At 58.1% G+C, this 16893-nt stretch carries 14 protein-coding genes; 11 read left to right on the top strand and 3 right to left on the bottom strand.

Going from position 1 to position 16893, the window contains the following annotated elements:
- Positions 1-72: 72 nt before the first annotated feature.
- A complete protein-coding gene (locus LC093_RS08530; RefSeq protein ID WP_226664154.1) occupies positions 73-1302 on the top strand; it encodes a glycosyltransferase in 1230 nt (409 codons plus the stop codon).
- A gap of 99 nt (positions 1303-1401) precedes the next feature.
- Here the strand turns inward: LC093_RS08530 and LC093_RS08525 are convergent, their stop codons facing one another.
- Positions 1402-1944, bottom strand: coding sequence for a DUF805 domain-containing protein (locus tag LC093_RS08525; RefSeq protein ID WP_226664152.1), 543 nt, complete (start codon positions 1942-1944; stop codon positions 1402-1404).
- A 444-nt stretch (positions 1945-2388) separates the two neighbouring features.
- Between LC093_RS08525 and LC093_RS08520 the strand changes: the two genes are divergently transcribed.
- From LC093_RS08520 to LC093_RS08495, 6 genes are all read left to right on the top strand, one after another.
- On the top strand, positions 2389-4464 hold the full coding sequence (locus LC093_RS08520) for a S8 family peptidase (protein WP_319004914.1): 2076 nt from the start codon (positions 2389-2391) through the stop codon (positions 4462-4464).
- A 238-nt stretch (positions 4465-4702) separates the two neighbouring features.
- Positions 4703-5947 (top strand): sterol desaturase family protein, encoded by a 1245-nt coding sequence (locus tag LC093_RS08515; RefSeq protein WP_226664150.1) that lies wholly within the window; start codon positions 4703-4705, stop codon positions 5945-5947.
- A 246-nt stretch (positions 5948-6193) separates the two neighbouring features.
- Positions 6194-6820, top strand: a complete 627-nt coding sequence (gene gmk, locus LC093_RS08510; protein ID WP_226664148.1) for a guanylate kinase — start codon at positions 6194-6196, stop codon at positions 6818-6820.
- 146 nt (positions 6821-6966) lie between these two features.
- Positions 6967-7230: a DNA-directed RNA polymerase subunit omega gene (rpoZ, locus tag LC093_RS08505; RefSeq protein WP_226664147.1), complete on the top strand. Its 264-nt coding sequence runs from the start codon at positions 6967-6969 to the stop codon at positions 7228-7230.
- 48 nt (positions 7231-7278) lie between these two features.
- On the top strand, positions 7279-9396 hold the full coding sequence (locus LC093_RS08500) for a RelA/SpoT family protein (protein ID WP_226664145.1): 2118 nt from the start codon (positions 7279-7281) through the stop codon (positions 9394-9396).
- Between the two features lie 415 nt (positions 9397-9811).
- Positions 9812-10195, top strand: coding sequence for a RidA family protein (locus tag LC093_RS08495; RefSeq protein ID WP_226664143.1), 384 nt, complete (start codon positions 9812-9814; stop codon positions 10193-10195).
- A 50-nt stretch (positions 10196-10245) separates the two neighbouring features.
- Here the strand turns inward: LC093_RS08495 and LC093_RS08490 are convergent, their stop codons facing one another.
- Together LC093_RS08490 and LC093_RS08485 are read right to left on the bottom strand one after the other, a co-directional pair.
- Positions 10246-11124, bottom strand: coding sequence for an NAD-dependent epimerase/dehydratase family protein (locus LC093_RS08490; RefSeq protein ID WP_226664141.1), 879 nt, complete (start codon positions 11122-11124; stop codon positions 10246-10248).
- A gap of 205 nt (positions 11125-11329) precedes the next feature.
- Positions 11330-11587: a GlsB/YeaQ/YmgE family stress response membrane protein gene (locus LC093_RS08485; RefSeq protein ID WP_226664140.1), complete on the bottom strand. Its 258-nt coding sequence runs from the start codon at positions 11585-11587 to the stop codon at positions 11330-11332.
- A gap of 236 nt (positions 11588-11823) precedes the next feature.
- Here LC093_RS08485 and LC093_RS08480 point away from each other — a divergent pair, with 236 nt between their 5' ends.
- The 4 genes from LC093_RS08480 to LC093_RS08465 all read left to right on the top strand — a co-directional run bounded on the left by LC093_RS08480 (position 11824) and on the right by LC093_RS08465 (position 16786).
- A complete protein-coding gene (locus LC093_RS08480) occupies positions 11824-12747 on the top strand; it encodes a hydrogen peroxide-inducible genes activator (RefSeq protein ID WP_226664138.1) in 924 nt (307 codons plus the stop codon).
- 10 nt (positions 12748-12757) lie between these two features.
- Positions 12758-14851, top strand: a complete 2094-nt coding sequence (gene recG, locus LC093_RS08475; RefSeq protein WP_226664136.1) for an ATP-dependent DNA helicase RecG — start codon at positions 12758-12760, stop codon at positions 14849-14851.
- Positions 14852-15063: 212 nt separating this feature from the next.
- Positions 15064-15762, top strand: a complete 699-nt coding sequence (locus tag LC093_RS08470) for a hypothetical protein (RefSeq protein ID WP_226664134.1) — start codon at positions 15064-15066, stop codon at positions 15760-15762.
- A gap of 346 nt (positions 15763-16108) precedes the next feature.
- Positions 16109-16786: a hypothetical protein gene (locus LC093_RS08465; RefSeq protein ID WP_226664132.1), complete on the top strand. Its 678-nt coding sequence runs from the start codon at positions 16109-16111 to the stop codon at positions 16784-16786.
- Positions 16787-16893: the final 107 nt, after the last annotated feature.

Below are 16893 nucleotides of genomic sequence, written 5' to 3'. Positions count from 1 at the left end.
TTCGCCGGTGTATTTCTGCAGAGCACACTCAAAAACCGGGCGCGCCGCACCTACAAACCTCACAGCCAGACCATGAGCACATCCGCCAAACGGGCGCTGCTGATCGCCAAGCAGTGGCCCGAACCCAACTCTACCGCTGCCGGCCGCCGCACCCTGGATATTCTCCAGTTGCTCAAGGAGGCAGGCTATCAGGTGGACATCGGCAGCCCCGCCCAGCCCACGCCCTTTCAGGCAAAAACCGGTTACGGTGAGCACCAGATCGAAGTCAATGACGAGAGCTTTGATCACTGGGTGCGCGTATTGGCCCCATCCGTCGTGATTTATGATCGCTTTATGATGGAAGAGCAGTTTGGCTGGCGGGTGCGTGAACAGTGCCCGAACGCTATTACACTGCTCGACACCAGCGACTTCCACAGTCTGCGCGAGGCCCGTCACCAGGCGCTTAAAAGCGGCCAGCCGTTAAATCTGTTTCACCCGACGGCTGAGCGCGAAATTGCGGCCATGGCCCGTTGCGACCTCACAATAATGATCTCCCAGGTCGAGCTCGACCTGCTGAGACAGTATTTTTACCTGCCCGAATGGCAACTGCACTATCTGCCATTTCTGGTGCGAGAACTACCCGACCAAAAGGCTCAGCCTGGCTTCGAAGAGCGCCAGCACCTGGTGATGATCGGTGGCTTTAAACACGCCCCAAACCGCGATGCCACCATCTGGTTTGCCGAGGAGATCTGGCCGAAACTGCATGGACTACTGCCCGGCGTTGAGTGCCACGTATACGGCGCCTATTCAGATCACGCGATGCACCGCCTCAGTGACCCGACAACAGGATTTCGCGTACATGGGCGCACGGAAGATGCTCTCGCCACCTTGGCACGCTACCGGCTGAACCTGGCACCGCTGCGCTTCGGCGCCGGGCAAAAGGGCAAAATATTGGAAGGGTGGCTCAGCGGCACGCCGACAATTACCACGCCTATCGGTGCCGAATCCATGGCTCCTGACGATGCCTGGGGCTATACGTTGAGCGATGCTCCCGATCAATTTGCCGCAACGGCCGCACGTTTGTATCAAAAAAAATCGGCCTGGCTGTCCGCACGCGACGCAGGTAACCGCGCACTTGAACGCGGATTTTCCTATAGCGATCACGCCGGTGCATTTGTCGAACGACTGGAAGAGATCGCCGCAAACTTGGAAGCGCATCGCAACCGCAATATCTGGGGACGCATTCTCCGGCGCACTGAACACCGCGCCGAAGAATTTATGAGCCGCTGGATTGAAGCCAAGAATAAAGACACAAAAGAGTAGTATTACGCCCTTAAGTATCTTCTAGCTGTGCCAGCAAAATGCCCACACGCCAATTAATTTATCCTTATTAAAAGGCATCATCCGAACAGGCAGCCTTTGTTACTGTATTTGTTGCACCCGTTCTACGTAATCTTGGTAGGCGGGTATTGCGATTGCGGCAACCATTCCGATGTAGGCTGTGCCAAGCAGGATACTGATAATGAAAGCAACAATTACGCCAGCAGAATTGTTCCTGACTTTCGGTCCGTGGCGGTTTACCCCTGCATTACCGGGGAAAAACAACAGATAGAGCGCAAGCCCGAAGTTAACCAGCGGCACCAGGATCACAATTGACCACCATCCAGAATGGCCAAGGTCATGCAATCGGCGGACATAAAGCGAAAAACCATAAATAGCACAGAGTGCGAAAAATAGAACATTGACGGCTACCAGGAAGGTGATACTTATCGGCGCTAATAATGCGCCAACAAACCCGGCCAAAATCATAAGTAACATCGAAACCATCACACCATAGGCCGCAAAGCGAATCCGGCCAAGCCGCCCACCAAATGAAAAGATTTTAGGAATGCCCTCCTGCACACCGTCAGCCGGGGCCAGATCCAACGTTTTTGGCGAAGCGTAGGGATTTTCTGCGGTAGTCATAAATAATTCCTGTTGCACTAATTATTAAACGTGCCTGTTTAACGCAGCTCAAATAATACAAGGTCAAACCCTAATTGGCGCCATAAGGGTCTTTTATTTTTCTTTAGTACTTCGCCCCCACCCTGAACTTACTGCGGGTTGAACCGATCCAGTTTTCTGATTTTCCAGACTTTCGCAAGCACCCTGCTGAAAAAACCTACTAATGGTTAACAAACGTACCAATTACCGCCTAAATTTGGCGCGAATTACAAAGAGTTGTCCTTATTTCTTGGTGAGGCGGAGAGTCAATGCCTCGTTAAACCATAACCTTAGGAGGAAAGCGTCGGAGCCATTTTCCGGCAGCTGAATTTTGAGGGGCACTGCCCAGGAGTTCCGCAGTGGAAATGTCGACGGTGTGCTCGCGATTTCGTCGGCAAAAAAATAATTAAGGAGAACCTTACAACAATGAAATTATTACCATTCCTGAAAAGGCAGCCCGGGGCGATTATCGGCGCCGCTGCTCTTCTGCTGGGAACATCCTTTTCTGCCCACGCGGTCGAACCGCAATTGTCTTCGATGTCAGTGGCTCCGGCGGAAGTGGTCACGGACCGCATTATCATTAAATATAAAAATACAATTGCCGGCGCCAATGCGACAACCATGTCGCAAGGCGCTGTACAACGTGCGGCGCACAGTGCCGGTCACGGTTTCAAACACATGCGCAAGCTGGCTACCGGTGCCCAACTGCTAAAACTGGAAAAGCGCACCAGCAAGGCCGAGTTGGATGCCATCATCAGCCGCCTGCAGCAGGACCCACAGGTCGAATACGCCGAGCCCGACCGTCTTATGCAGCCGATGGCCACCCCCAACGACCCCTATTACAACCAGCAGTGGCACTATTTCGAATCCACCGGCGGCCTGAACCTGCCGACAGCCTGGGATGTGACCCAAGGTGAAGGCGTGGTGGTTGGTGTCATCGATACCGGCTATCGCCCGCACGCCGACCTGGTTGCCAATATCCTGCCAGGGTACGACATGATCTCAGACACCACCGTTGCACAAGATGGCAACGGTCGCGACAGCGACGCCAGCGATCCCGGTGACTGGTCACCAGCCGGTGCCTGCGGCAGCGGCCAAGCCGCTCGCAACAGTAGTTGGCACGGTACCCATGTAGCCGGAACTGTTGCAGCGGTTTCCAACAACGGCACCGGCGTAGCCGGCGTTGCTTACAAAGCCAAGATTGTGCCAATCCGTGTGCTCGGTCGCTGCGGTGGTTACACCTCCGATATCGCCGACGGCATCATCTGGGGCGCGGGTGGCAGCGTCAGCGGCGTACCCACCAACGCGAACCCGGCGCAGGTACTTAACCTGAGCCTCGGTGGCGGCGGCAGCTGTGACACCACGACCCAGAATGCGATCAACACTGCGCGCAGCCTGGGCACTACGGTCGTCGTTGCCGCAGGTAACTCCAGCGATAACGCCGGCAATTACAGCCCGGCCAGTTGCTCCGGGGTCATCTCAGTGGCCTCGACCAACCGAGCCGGCAGCCGCGCCTACTATTCCAACTACGGCAGCGTAGTGGATTTGGCGGCGCCGGGCGGCGAAACCTCCACTTCATCCAATGGCGTTCTGTCTACTTTGAACAGTGGCAGTCAGGGGCCAGGTAGTGACAACTACTCGTTCTACCAGGGCACCAGCATGGCTGCACCTCATGTGGCGGGTGCGGCGGCGTTACTGTATGCAGTGGACAGCAGCATTACGCCCACCGAAGTCGAATCCATCCTCAAAAACACCGCTCGCGCTTTTCCGGGCTCTTGCAGCCAGTGTGGTACCGGTATCGTTGACGCAGCAGCCGCCGTGGCAGAAGCCAACGGGGGCGGTGGTGGTGGTAACCCCAATCCGGGGGATGGTGAGCTGACCAACGGTGTAGCCGAAACCAGTCTTTCCGCCAGCACCGGCACATCGCTTTACTTCACCCTCGATGTTCCGGCCGGCGCCAGCAACCTGAGCTTCCAGATCTCCGGAGGCAGTGGCGACGCGGACCTTTATGTGCAGTACGGCGCCCAGCCCACTACCAGCAGCTACGAATGCCGCCCATACCTCAACGGCAACAACGAGACCTGCACCATCAGCAACGTCCAGGCGGGCACTTACCACGTGATGTTGCGCGCTTACAGCAGCTTCTCCGGCGTCAGCCTGGTGGGCAGCTTTGATGAGGGCGGCAGCGGCGGCGGTGGTGCCACCGGCTGGACCGAGAGCAACCTCTCCGGTAATTCCGGGGCCTGGCAGCACTTCACACTGGACGTGAACAGCGGCATGTCTTCTCTCGAAGTCTTGATGAGTGGCGGCAGTGGCGATGGTGATCTCTATTTGCGCTATGGCTCTCAGCCCACTACTAGCAGCTACGACTGCCGGCCCTATCGCTATGGCAACAATGAAAGCTGCAGCATCAGCAATCCGCAATCCGGTACCTGGTATATCAGCATCCGCGGCTACAGCGCCTACTCAGGTGTAACCCTGCAAGCGGAAGCTGCACCCTAAAGATCTCACTCCTGGCGCGTGAGCTGCGCCTGACCACCTTGTTGTTTTGGCCGGTACTTTACCGGCCTTTTTTATTTTTGGTTTTGACCCAGGGCTCGCAGCGGGATTCGGTCATAAAGTCTCACGGATTTTGAAATCCGCGCTCTCAGGACATTGCCCACCCTTCCCGATGTGGCACCATTAGCTGGCCGGCCAGAGCCAATAAATATAACGATACAAACAACTTTCCGAGGTAGCCGTGAGCCTTGTCACTCTCGCCATTCCGTTTTTCCTGCTTGCCGTTTTACTGGAGCTGGCGCTGGACCGCTGGCGCGGCTGGGGCCTGTACCGGCTGAATGACGCCATCGGCAGCCTCAGCGCCGGCATTCTCAGCCGTATTCTCGGGCTGGTACGTGTGGGCATTCTGATGCTGATCTACATACCGCTCTACCGGTGGTTGGAGCCGGCGTACCAGAATCTCGGCATAGCCTGGTCTGTGGACAATCCCTGGCACCTGGTATTGGCAGTGTTCGCCTACGACTTCTGCTACTACTGGAAGCACCGCATCAGCCACGAAATCAATATCTTCTGGGCCGAGCATCTGGTGCATCACCAGAGCGAGGATTACAACCTCACCACCGCACTGCGACAGTCCAGCGACCTGGTGCCACTGGGGTGGGTCTTCTATCTGCCACTGCTGTTAATTGGTATGCCCCCGGAGGTGTTGATCACGGCAGGGGCCATCGATCTGATCTACCAGTTCTGGGTACACACCCAGAAGTTTCCCAAGGTGCGCTGGATGGAATGGATTCTGGTTACCCCCTCCAACCATCGCGTTCACCATGCCCAGAACAAGATCTACGTGGATCGCAATTATGGCGGTGTGCTGATCATCTGGGACCGCCTGTTTGGCACCTACCAGGAAGAGCTGGACGAGGAGCCCTGTATCTACGGCGTACGCAAACCACTCAACACCTTCGACCCTCTGGCCGCGAACCTGCAGCACTTCAAGCGTATGTGGCTGGACGCGGTGTACACAAAGAGTTGGAAAGAAAAGCTCTCTCTGTGGTTCCGCGCTACTGGCTACCGGCCCGCGGACGCGGAAGCGGCGATGCCGGTGCCCAGTGGTGACCTGGACAACTTTCGGCGCTTTGACCCGCAGATTGCACGCGGCCTTCGCTTCTATGTACTCGGCCAGCATCTCTGCTACTCGGTCGCCACACTGGCCCTACTCTGGTATGGCAAAACCCTCGGGTATGGAGTCACCGCGCTACTCGTGCTGATGCTGGTAGCAGGGCTGGTTCTGAACGGACGTATCCTCGATGGCGAGAGCCGTACACGCCACTGGGAACTAGCACGATTGTCCCTGGTGTGCACGGCCATACCACTTGTCCCGACAGCGGTCTGGCCAGTGCTTCTCGGCTATACCGCCGCCAGCGCATTTCTCTGGTGGCTGTTGGTTTTTACTGGCAAAGACGATAGAGTCTCGCCCGTTAGTCATTAACATTAGGGATCCGCGGTAGCCCTGCGCCTTCCCCAAAAAGGCGTAAAGGTTGTGATTCCGCAGGGAACCCCGGCCGGCCGCGGCGGCGATACCCTCAGGTACTGCCGCCACAAAGCCCAACACACTTTGCCCCCAGCACCGGCCGTGTGGTTGCCTGTTTGCTCACTTCGGCTTAGCCCCCGGGCCCACGCTTTCGTTATAATCCCGCGCTCATTGCCCAATGTTTTACCCGCAACAGGATCTGCCGTGTCTACAGGTACCCTCTATACGGTCTCCGCGCCCTCCGGCGCAGGCAAAACCAGTCTCGTGAAAGCACTGGTGGAAAGTGACAGTCAGGTCACCGTATCCGTTTCTCACACTACCCGCCCGATGCGCCCCGGTGAGACCGACGGCATCAACTATCATTTTGTCGATCGCGACGAGTTCGTGCAGATGTTGGGGAAGGGTGATTTCCTGGAACATGCGCAGGTATTTGAGAATTACTACGGCACGTCCAGAGCCTGGGTAGAGGAAACCCTCGCCAGCGGGCGCGATGTCATCCTCGAGATCGACTGGCAGGGCGCCGCCCAGGTGCGCAAATTGAAGCCGGAGACCGTAGGGATTTTCATTCTGCCTCCCTCACAGCAGGCCCTACTGGAGCGCCTGACCGGCCGCGGCCAGGACGAGCAGAGCGTGATCGACAAGCGCATGGCTGAAGCCATCAGTGAAATGTCGCATTACCCCGAAGCTGACTTCGTGATTATCAACGACGATTTCACCACCGCCTTGGCTGAACTGCGCGCAGTGATGGTGGCGGAACGCCAGCGCCTGTATCGCCAGCAGTCACGCCACGGCGCACTGTTGCAATCGCTTCTGCGTCAACAGGGCGATTGAGGCGGTTGATCGATTTGCGTACACTGCGCGGTCCGGTAGAATAGCTACCCCCCATCCGTTTGCCGGCGCCCTTGGCGCGCCCGCCCGGATCCTAGAATTCGCACACCTTGCCCGAAGCATCGGGCACATACTGGAACAGAAGATTTATGGCACGTATCACCGTTGAAGATTGCCTCGACCACGTCGACAACCGCTTTGAACTGGTTATCGTCGGCAGCAAGCGCGCTCGCCAGATCGCTACCGGCGGCCGCGACCCGCACGTCCCGGAAGAAAACGATAAGCCCACCGTAATCGCTCTGCGCGAGATCGAAGAGGGTTTCGTTGACGCCAGCATTCTCGACGAGCCGGAAGACGAGCCTACCCCTCGCGCAGCACCGGCGCCGGTGTTCCTGTCCGAACAGGACATGTAATCCGAAACCTATACGTTTGATGCTGATTAGTTAGAGGCGAGCGCGGCTTTGCACACAATCGACAGTCTGGCCCATCGCCTCTCGTCATACCTTCCTCCCGACCAGATCCAGTTCGTCCGCCGCGCCTATTTCTATGCGGAGCAGGCCCATGAAGGCCAGACCCGGCGCTCCGGCGAGCCCTATATCACCCACCCGTTAGCCGTTGCCACGATTCTGGCCGGCATGCACATGGACGCCCAGAGCCTGGCCGCGGCCATGCTACACGATGTGATCGAGGACACCGGCGTACCCAAGGCCGCGCTGGCGGAGCAATTCGGGGAAGAAGTCGCGGATCTGGTGGACGGGGTCTCCAAGCTGACCCAGTTCGAGACTGACAGCCCGGCGGAAAAGCAGGCGGAAAACTTCCAGAAGATGGCGCTGGCGATGGCGCGGGATATCCGCGTCATCCTGGTCAAGCTGGCCGACCGCCTGCACAACATGCGCACACTTGGCGCCCTCAAGCCGGAAAAGCGCGCACGTATCGCCCGCGAAACCCTCGAAATCTACGCGCCGATTGCCAACCGCCTGGGCATGAACGATGTCCGTATCGAGTTCGAGGATCGCGCCTTCTTCGCAATCCATCCGCTGCGGGCCAGCCGCCTGCGCGCGGCACTGGTGGCCGCCCGCGGCAACCGCAAGGAACTGCTGGAGAAGATCCAGAACGCCATCGAATTGCGCCTGGAGCGTGAGAATATCGATGCGCTGGTGATCGGCCGCGAGAAGCACCTCTACAGCATTTACCAGAAGATGCGTTCGAAGAAGAAGTCGTTCAAGGAAATCATGGACGTCTACGCTTTCCGCATCATCGTCGACAGTGTGGATACCTGCTACCGCTCCTTCGGTGTTATCCACAACCTGTACAAGCCGGTCATCAGCGAATTCAAAGATTACATCGCCATCCCCAAATCCAACGGCTACCAGTCACTGCACACGGTGCTGCTGGGCATGCACGGGGTACCGATTGAAGTACAGATTCGCACCAAAGAGATGGACGAGATGGCCAATAGCGGTATTGCCGCCCACTGGCTGTACAAATCCTCTGGCGACGAAGTGCTCAATACCGGCGGTACCAGCCAGGTGCGCGCCCGCCGCTGGGTTCAGGGCCTGCTGGAAATGCAGCAGCGTGCCGGCGACTCACTGGAATTCATTGAAAACGTAAAGATCGACCTGTTCCCGGACGAGGTTTACGTCTTTACTCCCAAAGGCAAAATCATCGACCTGCCGGCCGGTGCCACCGCCGTGGATTTTGCCTATTCGGTTCACACCGATATCGGCAACTCCTGCGTAGCCGTGCGTATCAACCAGCGCCTGGCACCACTGTCGCAGCCGCTGGAAAGCGGCCAGAAGGTCGAAATTCTGACCAGCAAAAACGTGCAGCCAAATCCGAACTGGCTGAACTTTGTGGTTACCGCCAAGGCTCGCAGTGCCATTCGCCACTTCCTCAAGCATCAGCGCCACCACGATTCCATGACCCTCGGCCAGCGCCTGCTGGAAAAAGCGCTGGCGAAGTTCAAGCTGAAAATTGCGGACCTGAGCGAAGAGGATATGCGTCGGGGCGTGAAGGAGGCCAGGTGCGACAACTTCGACAACCTGCTGGAAGAGATCGGCCTCGGTAACCGGGCCGCGTATTCTGCGGCAAAATTACTGGTGCCCGTGGGTACCGAAGAGGGCGAAGCGAGCCATATCTCGTCGCCGCTGACCATTGATGCCCAGGAGGGCATGATGATCAGTTTCGCCCGCTGCTGCCGGCCAATCCCGGGCGACACCATCATCGGTCATATCAGCTCCGGCAAGGGCGTAGTGGTGCACCGGGATACCTGCCGCAACACGGGCGACCTGCGTGAACATCCGGAAAACATCATGGCGGTCAACTGGTCGCCGGATGTAAAAGGGGAGTTCCTCGGCGATGTGCGTGTGGAGGTGGAGTCCGAACGCGGCATCATCGCCCGCCTCGCCACCCGGATTACCGAAGAAGGTGCGAGTATCGAGCAGATCCATGTGGACGAGAAAGATGCGCAGCACAGCGTAATCTCGCTCACCCTGGAGGTCACCAACCGGGTTCACCTGGCGCAGGTGATGAAGCGGTTGCGCAACCTGCCGGCGGTTATTCGGATTGCTCGCCCATAAGCCGCACCGCGCACCGAAGTGCAATGCTAAAGCTCAGATACAGGGGCTGTTCTCGGTAGAAGTACAGCCACCAAATCCTCCACAAAGCTCATAGTAAAGCTGCGTCTTTTTCGCGCCCGCCCCCTCCCGGGATCCACCCGCCAAACAACCTCATCGGCAATCGTTTGTCGGGCGGATCCCGGGAGAGGCCTCCGTGAGATACCGCTATTTCGTTGACTCGAGCTTATTGCGGACAAACCCTCAGAACCCGGCAACGAATCGAAAGAAAAAGTTCGGAAATATCGCGAAATAGGGACGGGTTCCGCCTATCGCTGGTCACACGGCGCCAAATCTCCCAATCGCAAAGAAAGCGCGCTATATTCTCCCGCTTCTTTTTTCAGTAAGCAGGACCGAAAGGCCCGGGAGAGAAGTAACCATGCCCAATCGCGCCGTGATAAAAACCGATAAGGCACCGGCCGCAATCGGCAGCTACTCGCAAGCCGTTAAAGTCGACAACACTGTGTATCTGTCCGGCCAGATCCCCCTGGTTCCCGAAACCATGGAAATGGTCTCCGACAATTTCGCAGACCAGGCCCGCCAGGTATTCAAGAACCTGCGCGCTGTCTGCGAAGCGGCCAATGGCTCACTGGATGACATCGTGAAACTGAACCTGTACCTCACCGACCTGAGCAACTTCGCCACGGTCAACGAGGTAATGGAAGAACTGTTTACCAAGCCATTCCCGGCACGCGCAGCCGTCGGCGTCAGCGAGCTGCCCAAGGGCGCGCAGTTTGAAGCCGAAGCGATCATGGTGATCTAAAGGGAAATTTGGTCAGGACTGCGCCGCGAACGCGGCGCAGTTTCAGGCTATCAATCGTTTTCCAGCAGTGTGCTGTAACCCGCACGATAATCCGGATATAGCATTTCGTATCCGCTCTCGAGCAAACGCTTGTTGCTCAATTTCTTGGAGCGCCGCTCACTGGTAGACACCTCTTCACGCAGGTGTGCGCTGGTGTAGCCCATTGATTTCGCCAGCCAGCTCTGCAACTCGTACATGGGTACAGGTGTACAGTCTGCACCGATATACAGTCTTTCCAGCGGCATACCCTTTTTCTGCCCCTCGATCAGGTGCGCCAGAAAACCCACAGCATCATCAACATGAATCCGGTTGCTGAACTGTGGCGGCGAAGGGGGTGCACAGCGACCTGCGCGCACTTGAGATAACAGTCGATCGCGGCCGGGGCCGTATATACCGGCAAACCGAACCACGCAGGATTCCGTGGCCACCTGCTGTACGATCTTTTCCGCCGACAACAGGGACTCACCCTGAAAACTGCTGGGCAGTGGCTGTGAGCGCTCATCGAGCCAGTGGTCGCCACTCTGGCCATATACCCGGGTAGAAGAAATCCACAAAAACAGCCGCGGCGGTTTTTCCAGCTGGGCAATAGCGTTGCGCAGCGCGGTGGCGGTTTCCACATACGCACGATGATATGCCTGGGGAGTGCTTGCACCGGGAGTGAAAGTGGCGATGACAATATCCGCACCGCTGGACAGGTGCCGCTGGATATCCTCGGGCTTGGTAGCATCGCCCCGTCGCCAATTCACCACATCCGCGCGACGCTTGCGCGCCAGCGCCTGCAGTGGATTGCGCCGCACGCCGAACACGGTGTACGCCTTGCGATCCAGCTTTAATGCCAGCCGAGTGCCGAGATCACCGCAGCCGAAGATCCAGACTTTTTCCTTTGTCATAACCGCTTGTATAAACCTCCAGACTCCGTTGCCGGATCCTGTCAATGCTATGCGCCATACCCTGGCGCCTCTGCGGAACTCATCATGTTATCGGATAACGTGCCGCACGGGCACACGGCATTTATAGCCTGTTTCACTTTTTTATTCTGTGAACAGAGCCCGGAAGCGGGCGCCCCCGGGCTCACATCGGGGTCAGAACAGGACGCTAGCTGCGCGACTTCACCATGCGGTAGATGACGAGCAATACGATTGCGCCGATCACTGCCGTGATGATGTCGCCCAGTGAAAACCCCGTCACCGGACCACCAATGCCCACCATGGAACCGAGCCAGCCGCCGATAAAGGCACCGACGATACCGATAATCATGGTGACAATCCAACCACCGGGATCCGGGCCTGGCATGATCCACTTGGCCAGCGCACCCGCGATCAGGCCAAGAATAATCCACGATAAAATTCCCATAGCGATTCTCCGCTCTACATGTATTTCAACACTTGCACATACACGTATAGCAAAAGCAGCGCCATTCCACCGAAATTTAACCGGCAGTTAATAGCAAAAGTTACTATCTTGGGAAGGTTTTAATAGCATTTTTTTCTAGTTTGAGAACTTTAACCGTGCGTTTCACAGTTTTACTGGCCGCTCGGCCGCATTTATGAATAAACTCTATCGCCAAGTTTTACCTGATTGCCTTCACCATGACACTCAACGAATTGCGCTACATCGTCACCCTGGCCCAGGAGCAGCACTTCGGGCGCGCAGCCGAACGCTGCTTCGTCAGCCAGCCGACACTCTCCATTGCCGTCAAAAAGCTCGAAAAAGAGCTGGGCGTCGCCCTGTTTGAGCGCTCCAAGACGCGTGTACAGGCGACCCCTCTGGGGGAGCGCATCGTGGCTCAGGCACAACTGGTGCTGGAGCAGGCGGCTGCGATCAAGGACATCGCCAGCGCCGGCAAGGATCAGCTCAGCAGCCCGCTGTCCGTGGGCGCGATTTTTACCATCGGCCCCTACCTGTTCCCGCACTTTATTCCGCAGCTTCAGCAGCTGGCGCCGCAAATGCCGCTTTACGTGGAAGAGGGTTACACCTCCACGCTGCGTGCGCGCCTGCGCAAGGGCGAGCTGGATGCGGTCATCATTGCACTGCCATTCACCGAACCGGATGTAGTGACACAGCCGCTTTACGACGAGCCGTTCGTCGTCCTGATGCCCTCAGATCACCCGCTGGCAAAGTACGAGACGCTCACGCCGGAACAGCTATGCGAGGACAATGTGCTGCTGCTCGGTGAAGGGCACTGCTTCCGCGACCAGGTACTCGAGGCCTGCCCCCAGCTACAGCAGTCCATCGAAAAGGAAGCGGGCAGCGGCCACATCCGCACCGCCGCCGATGGCAGTTCGCTCGAAACCCTGCGCCACATGGTGGCCTCGCGCCTGGGTATTACCGTTCTGCCGCTTTCCGCGGCCGCAGCCTCGCAGTACGCGAGCGGCGTGTTGGTAACCCGCCCATTCGCGGCACCGGCGCCACAGCGCACTGTGGCCCTGGCGTGGCGCGCGAGCTTTCCTCGTCACCGCGCAATCGACATGCTGCGCAACGCGATTAACCAGTGCCAACTTAAGAGTTCGTGAACGCGCTGACGTGAACCGGGAAACAAAAACACTGGCGGAGATCCCCGTCACCGCGCTCAAGGGCGTGGGCGCCAGGCTCGCTGAAACCCTGGGCAAGCTGCATATCAGTACGCTGCAGGACCTCATGTTCCACCTGCCGGCGCGCTATCAGGATCGCACCCGCGTGATTCCACTGGCCGGGTTACGCCCGGGCATGGATGCTGTAATTGAAGGCGAGGTGCGCGCTGCTGACGTGGTTTTCGGCCGCCGGCGCAGCCTCGCGGTACGTCTGCAGGACACCACCGGCAGCGTAACCCTGCGCTTTTTCCACTTCACCGCTGCGCAAAAAAATCGCCTGACTCCGGGCACCCGTGTGCGCTGCTACGGCGAGGCCCGCCGGGGCAGTGCCGGTGTAGAGCTGTATCACCCGGAAACCGAGGTCCTCGGTGAAGAGCAGTCGCCAACCGCCGATACCCTGACGCCGGTCTACCCACTGACGGAAGGACTCGGCCAAGGCAGACTCAGGGCTCTGATCGGGCAGGGGCTGGACTGGCTCGCCGAGGGAAACGTCACCGAGCTGCTGCCGCAGCAGTTACTTCCCGGCCAACTGCAGCTCCCCCTGGCCGGGGCGCTGATGTACCTGCACCAGCCACCAGCCAACGCAGACCTGGCGCAACTTTCCGAAGGGCAACACCCGGCACAGCAGCGCCTGGCGCTTGAAGAGCTGCTGGCCCACCACCTCAGCCTGCTTGAACTCCGCCGCAGTGCGTCGGCTATTGCCGCACCGCCACTTGCCTCCAACTTGGCGCTGGAACGGGACTTCAATGCCCGCCTTCCATTCACGCCAACTGGCGCCCAACAACGGGTTGGCGAAGAAATCGCACAAGACCTGCGTCAGACAAAACCGATGATGCGCCTGCTGCAGGGCGACGTTGGCGCCGGCAAAACCCTGGTGGCCGCGAAGGCCGCACTGCAGGCGATAGGAGCCGGCTACCAGGCCGTGGTCATGGCACCGACGGAAATTCTGGCCGAGCAACATCGCATCAACTTTTGCGGCTGGCTGGAGCCTCTCGGTATTACGGTGGCGTGGCTTACCGGCAGCATGAAAGCCGGCGAGCGCCGCCAGCAACTGGCCGCCATTGAGAGCGGCGAGGCGCAACTGGTTGTGGGTACCCACGCCCTGTTTCAGGAAGGGGTCAGCTTTCACCGGCTGGCCCTGGTCATCATCGACGAGCAGCACCGCTTTGGCGTACGCCAGCGCCTGCAGCTGCGCGAAAAGGGCAGCACGGAGGGCACACAGCGCACCCAGCCGCACCAGCTGATCATGACCGCAACCCCCATACCACGCACACTGGCGATGTCCGCTTTTGCGGACCTCGACTGTTCGGTAATCGATGAGCTGCCCCCCGGGCGCCAACCGATCAACACAGTCGCCATCTCCAATGAGCGCCGCGACGATGTCGTCGCGCGCGTCTACGGCGCCATTCAGGAGGGTCGCCAGGCGTACTGGGTCTGTACCCTGATCGAAGAGTCCGAAACTCTGCAGGCGCAGGCCGCGGAGTCCACAGCAGAAGAGCTTGCCGACGTACTCAACGGCGCCCGTGTGGCGCTGGTTCACGGGCGCATGAAGCCCGACGCCAAAGACCTGGTCATGAAAGCCTTCAAGGCTGGTGAAGTGGACCTGCTGGTGGCCACAACCGTCATCGAAGTGGGCGTCGACGTGCCCAATGCGAGCCTGATGATTATCGAAAACCCCGAGCGGCTCGGCCTCGCCCAACTGCACCAGCTGCGCGGACGGGTAGGGCGGGGAAGTATCGCCAGCCACTGCGTGCTGCTCTACAGCACACCACTGTCAGCCAATGGCCGCGCGCGCCTGCAGGCCCTGCGCAGCCACTCGGATGGCTTTGCTATTGCCGAGGAAGACTTGCGTCTGCGTGGTCCCGGTGAAATTCTCGGCACCCGGCAGACCGGTGAAATCCAGCACCGTATTGCCGACCTGCAAAGAGATGCCCATTTGCTACCACTGGTGCAGAAAATTGCCGCCTCCAATGCGCTGGATGAGAACCAGCGCAGAGCCATCGTACGCCGATGGCTGCACAATAAACCCCGATTCGCTGAAGCATAACGCCCATTCCCGGGCGAAATCAGGTCGACAGGCCATAAATACGACCAATTGGTCATGCGTGGTCACCAATATTTTTGCAATGCTCCGCATGCGGTGGCAGCCTGTCACCAAAATAACCAGGGCGGATGCTTATCCAGTCGTACACCGCCCGAAACGCATCACCCTTTCAGGGTAACCATCAATCTCTGTCTAAAGATTTCAGGAAGGTTTCCGTGAATACCTCACATGTGCGCGGCATTTTTCTCGCAGGCCTGCTGTTGTCCTCTTCCATTGCCAGCCAATCCACCCTGGCCCAGGGTTTATTTGGCAGGGGTGGTGAGGAGCCACCCGTTCCACATATCACGCTGGCCCGCGCAGAAATTGCCCTCGAAATCCCCACGCCCCTGCAGGGCAACGATTTCGATGCCCTGCTGGCCCAGGCTACCGCCGGAAGCGGCGCATCAGCAGCAAAAGAAGCGGCGACCCGTCGCCATACCGATCACCTGCGCCAGACGCTTGAGACCCAGTTGCGTGCTTTTTTTGCCGACGAAGAAGTGCCGCTGATTGCCGACAACACGGCCCTGACCCTGCACAACTTCATTGATGTAGTAGTAGTGAAACAGTTAAGTGGCCTGAAAAGCACCAGCGAGTATGAGCTTGAGCGAGGCAACCTGAGCATCAATGGCGAATTCCGTTTCCGGGTGCACGCGCCGAGCGGCCAGGTTCTACACGAGAAGCGCCTGGATCTGGCAGACCTCTATCTCAAGGAAAAATACGAGATCAAATCTCCGGCGGATGGCAGCAGCAGTGAAGATAACACCGATGAGAAACTGGACAAGTTACTCGCTCAGCTCGTAGACCGCCTACTGGCAAAAATCGATAACGACCTCGAAGCCGACAGCTTGCGCGAGCTAAACAGCAGCGACAATTGACCCCCATTCTGCGGGCTTCGGACGACAATTAGCGTAGCCCGCAAACTCACAGCGAAAGACCTACAGCCACCCGGCACTGCACTCGCTGGTCTGCCTGGCACTCCCTCCAAATATCCACTACCAGCCACCGCTTGATCCTTTTTAGCCAGGGGACTTACCCCATATCGACTTTAAAAACCACAAAATGACGCACAACAACACCTAATGACGCCTAAGTCATCGAAAAATTTTGCTCTTCATCGCAATAAATGGCAGCCTGTTACCGCTAATTAAATAATTCAGAGCGAAAACAACTTCGCCAGCTACCTATTCCCATACAGCACAAAAAAATATTGGGGAGTGACGAGTGAATACGTTCAAGATCCGCAGCCTGGCGCTCGCCGGACTGCTCAGCGCCGTCAGTGCGCCCGGCATGGCCCAGGGCGGCCTGTGGGGTGGCGATGAAGCCAACCCAAGCATGACCATCGCACCGGCCCAACTGAAGATTGACGTCCCGATGCCGGTATCCAGCGGCAATCTGCAGTTGATGCTGGCCCAGGCCACCAACGGCGGCGGCCTCGCCGACCTGAAGCAGGAGGCGGTACGCAAATACACCCAGTACCTGCACAGTGAATTCGGACGAGAGCTCGATGAGATGCTCGAAGACGAGGATGTACCGCTCGTGTCAGAAGACGGCGTCCTCAATCTTCAGAACAACCTGCAGCTCAAGGTCATCAAGCACCTGGGCGGTATGGCCCCTCGGGGGAGCTACGACCTGGAAAAAGGAACCATCCAGCTAACCGGGGAATTCAGCTACACCCTGAGCAACCGCACCGGCAGCGCCCTGCGCGAACAAAGCATTGATCTCGAAGAGCTGAAAATCAAAACGAAATATCTGGTGCGAACACCGCACGACGGCTCTGCTGCTGACGACAATACCGAAGAAGCGATCAAAAAAGCGCTATCGGAAATGGTTGAAGAGCTGGTCGAGCGCATGGAAGAAAGCCTGGATGCGGAGCACCTGCGGGTACTTGCGGCACTTTGATCCGGCCTCACAGCCGGCAATCCGGCCCATCACGAGACCCACGCCCAATAAAAAAAGCGAGCCCGAAGGCTCGCTTTTTTGCGTCTCAAGTCCAACTATTTTGTTTG

Origin of the sequence: Microbulbifer aggregans (assembly GCF_020524005.1) — a bacterium.
Lineage (GTDB): Bacteria > Pseudomonadota > Gammaproteobacteria > Pseudomonadales > Cellvibrionaceae > Microbulbifer > Microbulbifer aggregans_A.
The sequence above is the reverse complement of the archived record's forward strand: the minus strand, read 5'-3'. Positions and strand labels throughout refer to the sequence as shown.